At 73.7% G+C, this 15289-nt stretch carries 11 protein-coding genes; 8 read left to right on the top strand and 3 right to left on the bottom strand.

The window, feature by feature from the left end:
- Window positions 1-6: 6 nt before the first annotated feature.
- A complete protein-coding gene (pgm, locus tag ACGFI9_RS25145) occupies window positions 7-1650 on the bottom strand; it encodes a phosphoglucomutase (alpha-D-glucose-1,6-bisphosphate-dependent) (protein ID WP_393181524.1) in 1644 nt (547 codons plus the stop codon).
- Window positions 1651-1679: 29 nt separating this feature from the next.
- Window positions 1680-2912, bottom strand: coding sequence for a glucose-1-phosphate adenylyltransferase (gene glgC, locus ACGFI9_RS25140; protein WP_393181522.1), 1233 nt, complete (start codon window positions 2910-2912; stop codon window positions 1680-1682).
- A 95-nt stretch (window positions 2913-3007) separates the two neighbouring features.
- Between glgC and glgA the strand changes: the two genes are divergently transcribed.
- The 5 genes from glgA (at window position 3008) to ACGFI9_RS25115 (ending at window position 10868) form a co-directional block, all read left to right on the top strand.
- On the top strand, window positions 3008-4216 hold the full coding sequence (glgA, locus tag ACGFI9_RS25135) for a glycogen synthase (RefSeq protein WP_393181520.1): 1209 nt from the start codon (window positions 3008-3010) through the stop codon (window positions 4214-4216).
- A gap of 38 nt (window positions 4217-4254) precedes the next feature.
- Window positions 4255-6351 (top strand): maltotransferase domain-containing protein, encoded by a 2097-nt coding sequence (locus tag ACGFI9_RS25130; protein ID WP_393181519.1) that lies wholly within the window; start codon window positions 4255-4257, stop codon window positions 6349-6351.
- Window positions 6339-8441, top strand: coding sequence for a 1,4-alpha-glucan branching protein GlgB (gene glgB / locus ACGFI9_RS25125; protein WP_393181517.1), 2103 nt, complete (start codon window positions 6339-6341; stop codon window positions 8439-8441). The genes ACGFI9_RS25130 and glgB overlap by 13 nt, the downstream gene beginning before the upstream one ends.
- Before the next feature lie 77 nt (window positions 8442-8518).
- Window positions 8519-10009 carry a M48 family metalloprotease gene (locus ACGFI9_RS25120; RefSeq protein ID WP_393181515.1) on the top strand — a complete coding sequence of 497 codons (1491 nt, stop codon included), beginning with the start codon at window positions 8519-8521 and terminating at the stop codon, window positions 10007-10009.
- Window positions 10010-10292: 283 nt separating this feature from the next.
- Entirely contained in the window at window positions 10293-10868 is a 576-nt protein-coding gene (locus ACGFI9_RS25115) for a hypothetical protein (RefSeq protein WP_393181513.1), read from the top strand.
- A gap of 31 nt (window positions 10869-10899) precedes the next feature.
- Here ACGFI9_RS25115 and ACGFI9_RS25110 read toward each other — a convergent pair whose 3' ends face one another.
- A complete protein-coding gene (locus ACGFI9_RS25110; RefSeq protein WP_393181511.1) occupies window positions 10900-11940 on the bottom strand; it encodes an App1 family protein in 1041 nt (346 codons plus the stop codon).
- 112 nt (window positions 11941-12052) lie between these two features.
- Here ACGFI9_RS25110 and ACGFI9_RS25105 point away from each other — a divergent pair, with 112 nt between their 5' ends.
- From ACGFI9_RS25105 to ACGFI9_RS25095, 3 genes are all read left to right on the top strand, one after another.
- Window positions 12053-13669, top strand: coding sequence for a hypothetical protein (locus tag ACGFI9_RS25105; RefSeq protein ID WP_393181509.1), 1617 nt, complete (start codon window positions 12053-12055; stop codon window positions 13667-13669).
- A 22-nt stretch (window positions 13670-13691) separates the two neighbouring features.
- The gene (gene yaaA, locus ACGFI9_RS25100) at window positions 13692-14489 is read left to right on the top strand and encodes a peroxide stress protein YaaA (protein WP_393181507.1); all 798 of its coding nucleotides are present in this window, start codon (window positions 13692-13694) and stop codon (window positions 14487-14489) included.
- A 103-nt stretch (window positions 14490-14592) separates the two neighbouring features.
- The gene (locus ACGFI9_RS25095) at window positions 14593-15264 is read left to right on the top strand and encodes a hypothetical protein (RefSeq protein WP_393181505.1); all 672 of its coding nucleotides are present in this window, start codon (window positions 14593-14595) and stop codon (window positions 15262-15264) included.
- The last annotated feature ends 25 nt before the right edge of the window (window positions 15265-15289 follow it).

Genomic DNA, 15289 nt, shown 5'->3' with positions numbered 1-15289 from the left:
CCGCCGTCACGCCTTGGCGAGCACCTCGGTGACGAGCGCCTTCGCCTCCTCCTGGATCCGGGTGAGGTGCTCGGGCCCCTGGAACGACTCCGCGTAGATCTTGTAGACGTCCTCGGTGCCGGACGGCCGGGCGGCGAACCAGCCCGACCCGGTGGTCACCTTCAGCCCGCCGATGGACGCGCCGTTGCCCGGCGCGGTGGTGAGGATGGCGGTGATCGGCTCGCCGGCCAGTTCGGTCGCGGTCACCTGGTCGGGGGACAGCTTGGCGAGGACGGCCTTCTCCTCCCGGCTGGCCGGGGCGTCGATCCGGGCGTACGCGGGGGCGCCGAAGCGGTCGGCCAGCTCGGTCCAGTGCTGGCTGGGGCTCTTCCCGGTGGTCGCGATGATCTCCGAGGCGAGCAGGCAGAGCAGGATGCCGTCCTTGTCGGTGGTCCAGGTGCTCCCGTCCCGGCGCAGGAAGGAGGCGCCGGCGCTCTCCTCGCCGCCGAAGCCGACCGCGCCGTCGAGCAGGCCGGGCACGAACCACTTGAAGCCGACCGGCACCTCCAGCAGCGGGCGGCCCAGGTCGGCGGCGACCCGGTCGATCATGGAGGACGAGACGAGGGTCTTGCCGACGGCCGCCGCCGGACCCCACTGGTCGCGGGTGCGGAACAGGTGGCCGATCGCCACCGCCAGGTAGTGGTTCGGGTTCATCAGGCCGCCGTCCGGGGTGACGATGCCGTGCCGGTCGGCGTCGGCATCGTTGCCGGTGGAGACCTGGAACCGGTCGCGGGCGGCGATCAGCGAGGCCATCGCGTTCGGCGAGGAGCAGTCCATCCGGATCTTGCCGTCGCCGTCCAGGGTCATGAACCGCCAGGTCGGATCGACCGTCGGGTTGATCACCGTGAGGTCGAGCCGGTGCCGGTCGGCGATCTCCCCCCAGTACGCCACGCTCGCCCCGCCCATCGGGTCCGCGCCGATCCGCACCCCGGCGTCCCGGATCGCGTCGATGTCCAGCACCGCGGGCAGGTCGTCGACGTACCGGGCGAGGAAGTCGTACCCCCCGGTGGTGTCGGCGGCGCGGGCCCGCGCGTACGGGATGCGCTGCACCTCCTTGAGCCCGGCGGCGAGGATGGCGTTCGCGCGCTCCTGGATCCACTTCGTGACGTCGGTGTCGGCCGGCCCGCCGTTGGTGGGGTTGTACTTGAACCCGCCGTCGTCCGGGGGGTTGTGCGACGGGGTGATCACGATGCCGTCGGCGAGACCGCTGGTGCGGCCCCGGTTGTGGGTGAGGATGGCGTGCGAGAGCGCCGGCGTGGGGGTGTAGCCGTCCCGGCTGTCCCGCAGCACGGTGACGCCGTTGGCGGCGAGCACCTCCAGCGCGCTGGCCTCGGCGGGGGCGGAGAGCGCGTGGGTGTCCCGGGCGAGGAAGAGCGGGCCGTCCAGGCCCTGCTCCCGCCGGTAGTCACAGAGCGCCTGGGTGACGGCGAGGATGTGGTCCTCGTTGAACGCGTTCCGCAGGCTGGACCCGCGGTGCCCGGAGGTGCCGAAGGAGACCTGCTGCGCCGGGTCGGCCGGGTCCGGGTGCTCGGCGTAGTAGGCGGTCACCAGCCGGGGGACGTCGACCAGGTCGGCGGGCTCGGCGGGCTGGCCGGCACGGGGATGGGCCACTTGCGGATCCTCCTCGGGAGTACGGGCGGTCAGAGCTCGACGCGCTGACCCTTGCCGATCACGACGATGCCGTTGTCGGAGACGGTGTAGCGCTGCCGGTCCTTCTCCAGGTCGACGCCGATCTCGGCGCCCTCCGGGACGTAGACGTTCTTGTCCAGGATGGCCCGCCGGACGACCGCGTGCCGGCCGATCTCGACACCCTCCATCAGCACCGCGCCGTCCACGTGCGCCCAGGAGTGGACCTTCACCTTCGGCGAGACGATCGAGTTCTCCACCAGCGAGCCGGAGATCACCGACCCGGGCGAGACCATCGAGGCGACCGCCCGGCCGACCCGCTCCCCCCAGGCGTGCACGAACTTGGCCGGCGGGTACGGCGGCTGGTTGCTGTAGATCGGCCAGTCGAAGTTGTAGAGGTTGAACACCGGGTGGACGTTGATCAGGTCCATGTGGGCGTCGTAGAAGGAGTCGAGCGTCCCCACGTCCCGCCAGTAGCCGCGGTCCCGGTCGGTGCTGCCGGGCACCTCGTTGTCCTTGAAGTCGTAGACGTTGGCCTCGCCCCGCTCGACCAGCATCGGGATGATGCTGCCGCCCATGTCGTGCTTGCTGGTCTTGTCCTCGGCGTCGCGCTCGACGGCCTCGCAGAGCGCCTTCGTGGTGAAGACGTAGTTGCCCATCGAGGCGTAGATCTGGTCGGGCGCGTCGGGCAGCCCCACCGCGTCGGTGGGCTTCTCGCGGAACGCGCGGATCCGCCGGCCGTCCGTGCCGACCTCGATCACGCCGAACTGGTCGGCCATCGACAGCGGCTGGCGGATGCCGGCCACGGTGACCGCGGCGCCCGAGGCGATGTGCTCCTCCACCATCTGCCGCGGGTCCATCCGGTAGATGTGGTCGGCGCCGAAGACGATCACGTAGTCCGGCTGCTCGTCGTTGATCAGGTTGAAGCTCTGGTAGATCGCGTCGGCCGAACCGGCGAACCACCACGGGCCGCGGCGCTGCTGCGCCGGCACCGGGGTGACGTAGTTGCCGAGCATGGTCGACATCCGCCACGTCGTGGTGACGTGACGGTCCAGCGAGTGGGACTTGTACTGGGTCAGCACGACGATCTTGAGATAGCCGGCGTTCGCCAGGTTCGAGAGGACGAAGTCGACCATGCGGTACATCCCCCCGAAGGGGACGGCCGGCTTCGCCCGGTCCGTGGTGAGGGGCATCAGGCGCTTGCCCTCCCCGCCGGCCAGGACGATCGCGAGCACCTTGGCAGCCATGGTGAGACGCTATCCATCCCGCCCCGACTTCACCACTCGTACGGGCACGTTTCCGCACCCGGTGCGGGCCGCGTTTCTGCACTAGGGTGCCGGGCATGACGGATTCCGCACGCCTGCGCGTCGACCTGCTCACCCGCGAGTACCCGCCGGAGGTCTACGGCGGGGCCGGGGTGCACGTCGAGTACCTGGCGCGCGAGCTGCGCCGCCTCGCCGACGTGCGGGTGCACTGCTTCGGCGCGCCCCGCGACGAGCCGGGGGTCACCGCGTACGCCGAGCCGGCGGGGCTGGCCGGGGCGAATCCGGCACTGCGCACCATGGGCGTCGACCTGGAGATGGCGGCCGGCGCCGCCGGCACCGACGTGGTGCACAGCCACACCTGGTACGCCAACCTGGCCGGGCACACCGCGAAGCTGCTGCACGGGGTGCCGCACGTGGTCACCGCGCACAGCCTGGAACCGCTGCGCCCGTGGAAGGCCGAGCAGCTCGGCGGCGGGTACGTGCTCTCCTCCTGGTGCGAGCGGACCGCGTACGAGGCCGCCGACGCGATCATCGCGGTCAGCGAGGGGATGCGGCAGGACGTGCTGATGGCCTACCCGGCGGTGAACCCGGACCGGGTGCGGGTGGTCTACAACGGCATCGACACCGTCCAGTACGCCCCGGACCCCGGCACCGACGTGGTGGACCGGCTCGGCATCGACCCGGGCCGCCCCAGCGTGGTCTACGTCGGGCGGATCACCCGGCAGAAGGGCCTGCCGTACCTGCTGCGGGCGGCCCGGGAGCTGCCCGCCGACACCCAGCTGGTGCTGCTCGCCGGCGCCCCGGACACCCCGGACATCGCCGCCGAGGTGGAGGAGCTGGTCGCCGAGCTGCGGGCCACCCGCTCCGGGGTGGTCTGGGTGGCCGCGATGCTGCCCAAGCACGAGGTGATCCAGGTGCTCACCCACGCCACGATCTTCGTCTGCCCGTCCGTCTACGAGCCGATGGGCATCGTGAACCTGGAGGCGATGGCCTGCGAGACGGCCGTCGTGGCCACCGCCACCGGCGGGATCCCCGAGGTGGTCGCCGACGGCGAGACCGGCCTGCTGGTGCCGATCGAGCAGGCCACCGACGGCAGCGGCAGGCCGCTGGACCCGGAGCGGTTCGTGGCCGACCTGGCGGCGACGATCAACGAGCTGCTGGCCGACCCGAAGCGGACGGAGGAGTTCGGTCTCGCCGGCCGCCGCCGGGCCGTCGAGCACTTCTCCTGGGACACCATCGCCCAGCGGACGCTGGAGGTGTACCGGTCGGTGGGCGCCGCCGGCTGACCCGAGCGCGAAGCGATCTCGCGCAGTAGGTTGAACCGGTGACCGGACGATTCCCGATCGAAGACGTCTCCCCCGTCGTCTCCTGCGGTCGCTACCCGGCCAAGGCGGTGGTCGGCGAGCTGGTGCCGGTGTCCGCCCGCGCGTACCGGGAGGGGCACGACGCGCTCGGCTGCAACGTGGTCTGGCTCGGCCCGGACGGCGGGGCCCGCCCGTTCACCCGGATGCACCCCGGCGAACCGGGCCAGGACCGCTGGCACGCCACCATCCGGCCGGACGCCGTCGGCGAGTGGCGGTTCACCGTCGAGGCGTTCCAGGATCCGTACCTGACCTGGCAGAACGCCGTCACCAAGAAGGTCGCCGCCGGCCAGGGCCCGGCGGATCTGGCCAACGACCTGGCCGAGGGGGCCCGGGTGCTGGAGGCCGCGCTGGAGCTGGTCCCGGCGGCCGAGCGGGAGCGGGTCCGGGCCGCGGTGGTCGCGCTGCGCGACGAGGACCTCGACCTGCCCCGCCGGGTCGGCCCGGCGCTCGACCTGGCCCCGCTGCTCTGGGCTCACCCGGTCCGCGAACTGGTCACCACCGGCGACGAGCACCGGCTCTGGGTGGACCGCCCCCGGGCGCTCTTCTCCGCCTGGTACGAGTTCTTCCCCCGCTCCGAAGGCGCGATCCCGGCCACCGTCGACGCGCCCGCGCAGTCGGGCACCTTCGTCACCGCCATGGAACGCCTCCCCGGCGTCGCGGCGATGGGCTTCGACGTGCTCTACCTGCCGCCGATCCACCCGATCGGGCGGATCAACCGCAAGGGCCGCAACAACTCGCTCACCGCCGGGCCGGACGACGTCGGCTCGCCGTGGGCGATCGGCGCCGCCGAGGGCGGTCACGACGCCATCCACCCCGACCTGGGTACGCCGGAGGACTTCCGCGACTTCCTCGCGGCCGCCGCCGAGCAGGGCCTGGAGGTGGCGATGGACCTGGCGTTGCAGTGCGCCCCGGACCACCCGTGGGTGACCGACCACCCGGAGTGGTTCACCACCCGGGCCGACGGGAGCATCGCGTACGCGGAGAACCCGCCGAAGAAGTACCAGGACATCTACCCGCTGAACTTCGACAACGACCCGGAGGGCATCCGGGCGGAGATCCTGCGGGTGGTGCTGCACTGGGTCGGCGAGGGGATCCGCATCTTCCGGGTGGACAACCCGCACACCAAGCCGTTCGACTTCTGGCACTGGCTGATCCGGGAGGTCAAGAAGGTCGACCCGGACGTGCTCTTCCTCGCCGAGGCGTTCACCCGCCCGGCGATCATGCACGGGCTCGGCAAGATCGGCTTCACCCAGTCGTACACCTACTTCACCTGGCGCACCACGGCGGCGGAGATGCGGGCGTACTGCGAGGAGCTGATCGCCGCGGTCGACTACATGCGACCGAACTTCTGGCCCAACACCCCGGACATCCTGCACGAGTCGCTGCAGCACGGCGGCCCCCCGATGTTCAAGATCCGGGCGGTGCTGGCCGCGCTCCTCTCCCCCTCCTGGGGCATCTACGCCGGGTACGAACTCTTCGAGCACGTGGCCCGCCCCGGCGCCGAGGAGTACCTGGACAACGAGAAGTACGAGCTGCGCCCCCGGGACTGGACGGGCGCGCAGGAGCAGGGCCGCTCGCTCGCCCCGTTCATCGCCACCCTCAACCGGGTCCGCCGGGACAACCCGGCCCTGCACCAGCTGCGCAACCTGCGCTTCCATGACATCGACAACCCGGCGCTGCTCTGCTGGTCCAAGCACGACCCGGACACCGGCAACACCGTCGTCGTGGTCTGCTCCTTCGACTCGCACTCCGTGCAGTGGGGCAACACCACCCTGGACATGCCGGCGCTCGGCTTCGACTGGCACGACCGGTTCACCGTGCACGACGAGCTGACCGGGGCCAGCTACGACTGGGGGCAGCGCAACGCCGTCCGGCTCGACCCGTACCTGCAACCTGCGCACGTACTCACGGTGCGCCGGCCCGCCCCGCCGGCCGAGCCCGCACCCCAGGCTCTGGGGGCGCCCGACCTGACCGTCGAAGACGTACCCGCCGACCTCTCCGGCGGCACCGCCCCGACCGCACCGGCCGAGAAGGACGAGGCACGATGGAGCAGTTGATCGCCGGCCAGGCGTACGACCCGCACGCCGTGCTCGGCGCGCACCCCGCGGACGGGCGCACCACCATCCGCACCATGCGCCGCGGCGCGGGCGACGTGGCCCTGCTCGTCGGGGACGAGCGGCACCCGATGAAGCGGGTGCACGACGTGGGCGTCTTCGAGGCCGTGCTGCCCGGCGAGGTGCTCGACTACCGGGTCGAGGTGGACGGCGCCGTGCACGACGATCCCTACCGCTACCCGCCCACGCTCGGCGAACTGGACCTGCACCTGATCGGCGAGGGGCGGCACGAACGGCTCTGGGAGGTGCTCGGCGCGCGGGTCTTCGACGAGGGCGTGGCGTTCACCGTCTGGGCGCCCAACGCGCGCGGCGTCCGGGTGGTCGGCGACTTCACCGGCTGGGGGCCGGACGACGGCTGGCCGATGCGCTCCCTGGGCGCCAGCGGGGTGTGGGAGATCTTCGTGCCGGACGCACCCGTCGGCGCCCGCTACAAGTACCGCGTCCTCGGTGCCGACGGGCACTGGCGGGACAAGGCCGACCCCCTCGCGGCCCGGACCGAGGTCCCGCCGGCCACCGCGTCGGTGGTGCACTCCTCGACGTACGAGTGGGGTGACGCCGACTGGCTCGCGCGGCGGGCGAAGCGGCGGCCGCACCAGGAGCCGATGAGCGTGTACGAGGTGCACCTGGGCTCCTGGCGGCCCGGTCTCGGCTACCGGGAACTGGCCGAGCAGCTCACCGCGTACGTGACCGACCTGGGCTTCACCCATGTGGAGTTCCTGCCGGTGATGGAGCACCCGTTCGGCGGCTCCTGGGGTTACCAGGTGACCGGCTACTACGCCCCCACCGCCCGGTTCGGCGACCCGGACGACTTCCGTTACCTGGTGGACCGGCTGCACCAGGCGGGCATCGGGGTGATCCTCGACTGGGTGCCGGCGCACTTCCCGAAGGACGAGTGGGCCCTCGCCCGGTTCGACGGCACTCCGCTCTACGAGCACCCCGATCCGCGCCGCGGCGAGCACCCCGACTGGGGCACGTACGTCTTCGACTTCGGCCGCCGCGAGGTGCGCAACTTCCTGGTCGCCAACGCGCTCTACTGGCTGGCCGAGTTCCACGTCGACGGGCTGCGGGTGGACGCGGTCGCGTCGATGCTCTACCTGGACTACTCCCGCCGGGAGGGGCAGTGGGTGCCGAACGTGCACGGCGGCCGGGAGAACCTGGAGGCCATCGCGTTCCTCCAGGAGGTCAACGCCACCGTCTACAAGCACCACGCCGGGGTGGTGATGGTCGCCGAGGAGTCCACCGCGTGGCCCGGGGTGACCCGGCCGACCAGCGAAGGCGGGCTGGGCTTCGGCTTCAAGTGGAACATGGGCTGGATGCACGACACCCTGCTCTACACGTCGAAGGACCCGATCTACCGGCAGCACCACCACCATCAGCTCACCTTCTCCCTGGCGTACGCCTGGAGCGAGAACTACGTGCTGCCGATCAGCCACGACGAGGTGGTGCACGGCAAGGGCTCCCTGGTCGGCAAGATGCCCGGGGACACCTGGCAGCGGTTGGCCAACGTGCGGGCCCTGCTGGCGTACATGTGGGCGCACCCGGGCAAGCAGCTGCTCTTCATGGGCTGCGAGCTGGCCGACGACCGGGAGTGGAGCGAGGAGCGCGGCCTCGACTGGTACCTGACCCACGACCCGGCCCGGGCCGGGGTGCAGCGCCTGGTCGGCGACCTCAACCGGGTCTACCGGGCCACTCCGGCGCTCTGGGCGCAGGACACCGAGCCGGCCGGGTTCCGCTGGATCGCCGGTGACGACGTCGCCAACAACACCGTCTCGTTCATCCGGATCGCCCCGGACGGCGCGACGCTGGTCTGCGTCGCGAACTTCTCCGCCCGGCCACTGGAGGGCTACCGGGTCGGGCTGCCCGCCGCCGGCACCTGGACCGAGGTGCTCAACACCGACGCCCACCACTACGGCGGCTCGGGCGTGGGCAACCTGGGCGCGGTGCGGGCCGAGGGCGTGCCGTGGCACGGGATGCCGGCGTCGGTGGCGCTGCGCGTGCCCCCGCTCGGCGTCCTCTGGCTCCGCCGCGACTGATCCCGCGCCGAAAGGGTCTTGTCGCGCATCCTCCCCCGTCGATAGCCTGCACGCCGCACACGGGGGAGGAAGATCAAATGAAGACGTCTCTGCGCGCCGCGCTGTCCGTCGCGCTGCTCGTCGGCTTCTACGTCCTGGCGCTCGGGCTGGTCCTGGCGCTCGGCGCGGTCGGCATCGAGTACGGCACCGACTGGGACGGCTCCGGCGCCCAGACGTTCCGGCCGTTCGTGGTCGGGGCCGCGATCGCCCTGCTCCTCGCGCTGATCTTCGCCTTCGGGCGGGAGCTGGCCCTCCGCCCGTCCCCGCCGGCCGGGGTCCGGCTCACCCCGGAACGGGCGCCGGAGTTGTGGGCGCTGGTGCGGGACCTGGCCGACCGGGTCGGCACCCGCGAGCCGGACGAGATCCGGCTGGTCGGCGCGGCCAACGCCGCCGTGACCGAGGAGTCGAAGCTGCTCGGCCTGATCCCCGGCTGGCGCACCGTGCTCATCGGGCTGCCGCTGCTGGGCGCGTACACGGTCGACCAACTCCGGGCGGTCCTCGCGCACGAGATGGGGCACTTCTCCGGCCGGCACACCGCCACGGTGCGCCTCGCTCACCGTGGCCGGATGGTCATCGTCGAGACGGTCCGTAACACCACCGTCGGGGTGCTGCGGGCCGTGCTCACCGGCTACGCCCACCTGTACGTCGCCGTCGAGCAGTCCGTCAGCCGGGAGCTGGAGTACGAGGCCGACCGCTACGCCGTGGCCGCGGGCGGCAGGGCGGCGATGGTCAGCGCGCTGCGCGAGATCCGGGTGGTGGGCACCGGCTGGGACGAGTACCTGGAGCGTCACGTGCTGCCGGCGTACGACCGCGGCCACCTGCCGGAGGACCTGTTCGGGGGGTTCGCGGCGTACCTGACCGCGTGCCGCGAGGAGATCCGGGAACGCAGCGTCGAGGTGACGCCGGCCGAGCCGGGTTGGTGGGACAGCCACCCGCCGATCGGTGATCGCATCGCCGCGCTCCGGTTCGTACCGGACGTACCGGTCGCCGCCGACGGCCGCCCCGCCACCGTGCTGCTGCCCGACGTCGACGCGGCCGGCCGACAGCTCCAAGCGGGCCTCTTCGAACGGGCCGGCGTCCGGCTGCTGCCCTGGGACCGGCTCACCCCGACCCTGGCGTACCAGTCCGCCCGAGGGCTGGCCCACCCGCTGTACCAGGCGGCCACCCGGCTCACCGGGCGGGCCGACGCCGACCTCGACCAGTTGCTCGACCTCTTCGCCGCCGACCGGTACGCCGACCTCGCCCGGGAACTCAGCCTGGACACCGACGCCGAGTCGGCCCTGGAGGCGTTGACCGCGGCGTTCGAGGGTGCGGTCGAGGCGGCGGCGGTCGACTCCGGCGTGGCCGCCTGGCGGCACTCCTGGACCGGGCCGCCGGAGCTGCTCACCACCACCGGCGAGCCGCTGCCCCTGGGCGAACTGGTGGAGCTGGCGGCGGATCCCGCCACGGTACCGGCCGCGCGGGAACGCCTCGCCGCGCTCGGCGTCCCCACGTCGGCCCCGGCGCCGACCGGGGCCGCCACCGCCTGAGCCGCGCGCCCGCGGCCGCCCACCGGGTTCCGGCGTGGCGCGAGCCGGCGGAGACACCCTTCAGACCGACATGTCTCTCCGACATGTTCATGTCTCAGAGACATGTCCGTCCCAGCTCTTCTGGCCGGCTCGGACACTACAGTCCGTAGGGAAACTCGCCGTCTTCCTCACCGAGGGTTGATCCGCTCGGCCTCACCGGGTACCGCGTGAACCCGTCGGGGCGCACCGCCCGTACCGCTCCACGGATGCCGGACACCCGGGACGACGAGGCGGAGGAGCTGCCATGGCGTGGAGCAGGAACACCAGCAGGCGCGGGACGACGGGGTCGGCGCGGAACCGGAAGATCGCCGGCGGGGCCGCGCTGGCGGTGGCCGCGGCTGCGGCCTTCGCGGTGGCCACCGGGACCGGGCAGGCCGCGGAGAACTGCCAGGGGCTGGACACCGCGCTGCGGAACAACCTGACCTTCATCGCCGCGCAGCGGCAGAACCCCGACGCCAACTCGGCGGCCCGGATCGCCAACCGGCAGGCCGTGGTCGACCTCATCCAGCAGCGCCGCGCCGCGGCCGGCTGCACGGCCGAGGTCCAGGCAGGGGATCCGGCCCAGCCCGGCAACGGGGGCCAGGGCAACGCCGGCGGCGGCCAGGCCGGCAACGGCGGTCAGGGCAGGGCCGGGGCGACGGAGAACTGCCAGGGGCTGGACACCGCGCTGCGGAACAACCTGACCTTCATCGCCGCGCAGCGGCAGAACCCGGACGCCAACTCGGCGGCCCGGATCGCCAACCGGCAGGCCGTGGTCGACCTCATCCAGCAGCGCCGCGCCGCGGCCGGCTGCACGGCCGAGGTCGTGGCCGGCAACTGAGGATCCGGTGCGGAGCGGGCCGGGCCGTTCGTCAGACCAGGCCCGCTTCGCGCAGGAGTTTCCAGAGGCCGGCGCCATCCGGGGCGGAGAGCCACTTCTGCCCCACCGGGCCGGCGGAGGGGCGGCCCGCGGGTGTGGGCAGGCTGCCGGCGAGCACCGACTGGGTGGGCGAGAGGCGGCGGATCGCCACCCCGGCCACGTTGTCCGGGTGCGCGGCGGCGAACTCGCGGTAGATCTCCTGGTCGTGCTGCCCGTCGTCGCCGATCAGCAGCCACCGGACGTCCGGGAACTCGCGGGCCAGCCGGGCCAGGGTGGCCCGCTTGTGCTCCCGGCCGCTGCGGAACCAGCGGTCGGCCGTCGGCCCCCAGTCGGTGAGCAGCAGCGGCCCGGCCGGGTAGAGGTGCCGGGAGAGGAAGCGGGTGAGCGTCGGCGCCACGTTCCAGGCGCCGGTGGAGAGGTAGAAGACCGGCGCGCCGGGGTGGGCGGTGGCCAGCCGCTCGTACAGCACGGCCATGCCGGGCACGGCGGCCCGGGCGTGCTCGTCGAGTACGAAGGTGTTCCAGGCGGCGAGCAGCGGCCGGGGCAGCGCGGTCACCATCACCGTGTCGTCGATGTCGGAGAGGATGCCGAACCGGACGTCCGGATCGAGGATGCGGACCAACGCCTCGACCGGCTCGGCCTCGGGCACGGTGAGGCGTACGCAGCCCCAGCCCGGGGTGAAGTCCCCCTCGACCACGGTGTCGACGAAGCCGCTGCGGTCGGCGGTCGCCTCCTGGCGTACCCCGTTCGCCTCGATGGTCACCGTCGCGTACTTGGCGGGCAGGGTGGCGAAACTGCGCCAGCCGCGCACCTTCTCCAACCGCCCCCGCTGCCGGGTGTCGGGGCGGCCCAGCAGCACCCGGCAGAGCACCCGCGCCCAGCCCGGGGCGCCGTACCCGGCGTACGCGATGATGTTGACCTGCCACCCGGTGCGCCGCAGCCGGCGTTCCAGCAGGCCGTGCACGGCGTCCTCGATGCGTGCGGCCCGGTGCAGCTGCGGTACGGCCAGTTGGTCCGGCGGTGTGGGTGGCACGCTGCCACCCTGCCACAACCGGACGGGACCGGCCACGCGAGTCGTCTGCGCCGATCCACCCCGCCGCCGGCCGTCGCCGTGACAGACTGCGGTCGCAGGCGACGACGGGGGCGTGGTCGTGTCGAGACCAGTGCGGGACCCGGGGCGCTGGCGTCCGAGGCTCGACCGGCCGGCGCTGGTCGCGCTGCTGCTCGGGGCGGCCGGGGTCGGCTACCGGCTGGTCCTGACGCTGCTGACCCTGCCCACCTCGAACAGCGACGAGGCCACCTTCGGGCTCGCCGCGATGCACATCGCCACCGGCCACGAACGGCCGGTCTTCCTGTACGGCCAGCGCTACATGGGCATGCTGGAGTCGTACCTGGCGGCCCCGCTGGTGTGGCTGGCCGGGCCGAGCTGGCCGGTGCTGCGGCTGCCGCTGCTGGCGCTCTACGCGATCTTCCTGTGGTTGGCGTACCGGCTGACCCGTCGGCTCTTCTCCCCGTGGCTGGCCACCGTCGTGGTCGGCCTGCTGGCGCTCGGCTCGGAGCGGGTGGTGCGGGACCAGCTCACCGTGGTGGGCGGGCGGCCGGAGGGGAAGCCGGCGGTGCTGGCGATGCTGCTGATCGCGGTGGCGCTCGGCGAGCGTCGGGTGCGGCACCGCTGGCTGGCCACCGGCGTGTTCGGGCTGCTCGCCGGGGTGGCGCTCTGGTCCGACTGGCTGATCGTGCCGTACCTGGCGGTGGCCGGTCTGGTGCTGCTCTGGGCGGCGCCCCGGGACCTGGTCGGCTGGCCGGGGGTGCTGCTGCTGGTCGGGTTCCTGCTCGGCGTGACGCCGATGATCAAGGACAATCTGATCGCCCCGGACGGGCAGGACTCGCTGTCCGTGTTCCGGGACATCAGCACCAAGGACGGGGTGACCCCGACCTGGTCGGAGCGGCTGCACGGCGGGCTGCTGGAGGGGGTGCCGCTGGCGTCCGGGCTCTGTCCGGTGGACGGCTGCGCCCGGTGGCAGGAGTGGTTCGGCCTGCTCTACCCGCTGCTGCTGGTCGCCGCCGCCGGGCTGGCGCTGGTCGCGTACCGGCGGGCCGTGGAGGGCGCCGCGCGGGTCCGGGCGGTCGCCCAGCTCGCCCTGGTCGTCGGGGCGGCGCTGACCCTGCTCGGGTACGTCCGCAGCCCGCTCGCCGCCACCGACCCGCTGGGCAACGCCCGGTACCTGTCGGTGCTGCAGATCTCCCTGCCGGCGGTGCTCTGGCCGCTCTGGCTGGCCGCCCGGCACGCCACGCGCGGCACGGCGCGCGCCGGCGCCCGGCTCGGCGGGGCGGCGGCGGGCCTGGTGCTGGCCGCGCTGACCGCCGCCACGCTGGCCGCAACCGTGGCGTTCGTCGCCGACGCGCCGGGGCTGCGCGCCGAGGAGCGTGGGGCCCGGGACCTGGCCGACGCGGTCCGCCGCGCCGGGCTGCACGAGGTGTACGCGGACTACTGGACCTGCAACCGGCTGATCTTCAACACCGGCGAGGCGGTGGTCTGCGGAGTGCTGGACGGCGACCTGACGCCCGGGCAGAACCGCTACCCGGCGTACTGGAAGCGGGTGGGGCGGGCGGCCCGGCCGGGGTACGTGCTGGCGGTGGGGTCGTCGGCGGAGCGCGTGCTGCGCCGGCTGCTCGGCGACCGGGCCGACGCGGCCGTGGTGGCCGAGGTGGGCGGCTATCGCGTGTACCACCCGCAGAGCGCCGTGCGGCCGTGGCGCTGAGCATGGGTCGTACGCTGATCCGATGCTCATCCTGCTGCCCCCGTCCGAGGGGAAGGCCGAGGCCGGCACCGGCCGCCGGCTGGACCTGTCCCGGCTCTCCCTGCCGGAGCTGACCCCGGCCCGCGAGGAGGTGCTCACCGCCCTCGTCGCGCTCTGCGCCGGGCCGGACGAGGCGGCGGCCCGGGCCGCGCTGGGCCTGAGCGAGGGGCAGCGCGGCGAGCTGCGCCGCAACGCGCGGCTGCGGGAGGCGGCCACCGCGCCGGCCGGGCGGATCTACACCGGGGTGCTCTACGAGGCGCTCGACCTGGCCACGCTGCCCCCGGCGGCGGAACGGCTGGCCCGCCGCTCGGTGCTGATCAGCTCCGGCCTCTGGGGGGCGGTCCGGCTCACCGACCGGATCCCGCCCTACCGCTGCCCGGTCGGGGCGAGGCTGCCCGGCGTCGGCGCGCTGTCGGCGTACTGGCGGACGGCCCTCGCGCCGGCGATGACGGCCGCCGCCGGCAGCGGGCCGGTGCTGGACCTGCGCTCCGGGGCGTACGCGGCCACCTGGGCGCCGCGCGGGGCGGTCGCGGAGCGCACCGTGACGGTCCGGGTGCTGCACGAGCGGGAGGTCGACGGGGTGCCGACGCGCTCGGTGGTGAGCCACTTCAACAAGGCCACCAAGGGCCGGCTGGTCCGCGACCTGCTGACCGCCGGCGCCCGGCCGCGCACCGCCGCCGCCCTGATCGGGGCGCTGCGCGACCTCAAGTACACGGTCGAGGAGCAGCCCACGGCGGCCGGTCGCCCCCGCCAGCTCGACATCGTGGTGCCCGAGCTGTAGCGGCCCGCGTAGCCGCAAATTTTGCTCAAGGCTCGGGCGCAGCGGTTTCGCCGTGCCGGCGGTGGGGTCACGGTAGGAGAACCCGACGCAAGGAGCACCCGCGATGGCCCCCGAATCCATCAGTCTGCTCGACCGGCCCCGCCCGGCACCCGTACCGCCGCCGCTGGACTGGCTGACCCTCGCCGACGCGTTCGAGGTGGCCTGCCTGGTTCGCTGCACCCCGCCCCCGGCCACCGACGCCCGCCGGTCCGACGTCGGGACGTACCGGGGCGGGGTCGCCGAGTTCAACCGGGAGGACGCGGCGCGCCGGATGCGGCAGCTGCTCGGCCGGCTCGACGTGCCGGTCCACCACGAACTGGCCACCGGCGGGCTGCGCCGCCGCTACGAGCTGCACCGGCTGTCCGTGCCCCGGGAGCACCGGGCGACGTACGCGGCGCTGCTGGAGACGGGCTGGCGCCAGGGCCGGCGGGAGCTGCTGGGCGGCCCGGTCCCCGGCGCCTCCATGGCCCGGCGGGCCTGGCGGCCGCGGCTGGCCGCCGCCGCCTGGCGGGCCGCGCTGCTGGCCGGCGGCCGGCACGTCCGCCGGCACAGCCTCGGCATCCGGCTGGCCGACCGGGACCTGGCCGCGGTGCTGGTACGCGGCGCGGCGCTGCTGGAGGTCCCGGCGATGCTCCGGCCCGGCGCCGGATGCTTCCTGGTGAGCGTCGCCAACGGTCCGCACCGCACGCGGATCGTCGACAGCGCCACCCTGGCCCCCGCGGCGACGGCCTGCTGAGCCGTCCGACCCGCGGCCGTCGACC

Source organism: Micromonospora sp. NPDC048930, assembly GCF_043197935.1.
Taxonomy (GTDB): Bacteria; Actinomycetota; Actinomycetes; order Mycobacteriales; family Micromonosporaceae; genus Micromonospora.
Note: the sequence above shows the minus strand (reverse complement) of the source record. Positions and strands in the feature narration are given on the sequence as shown.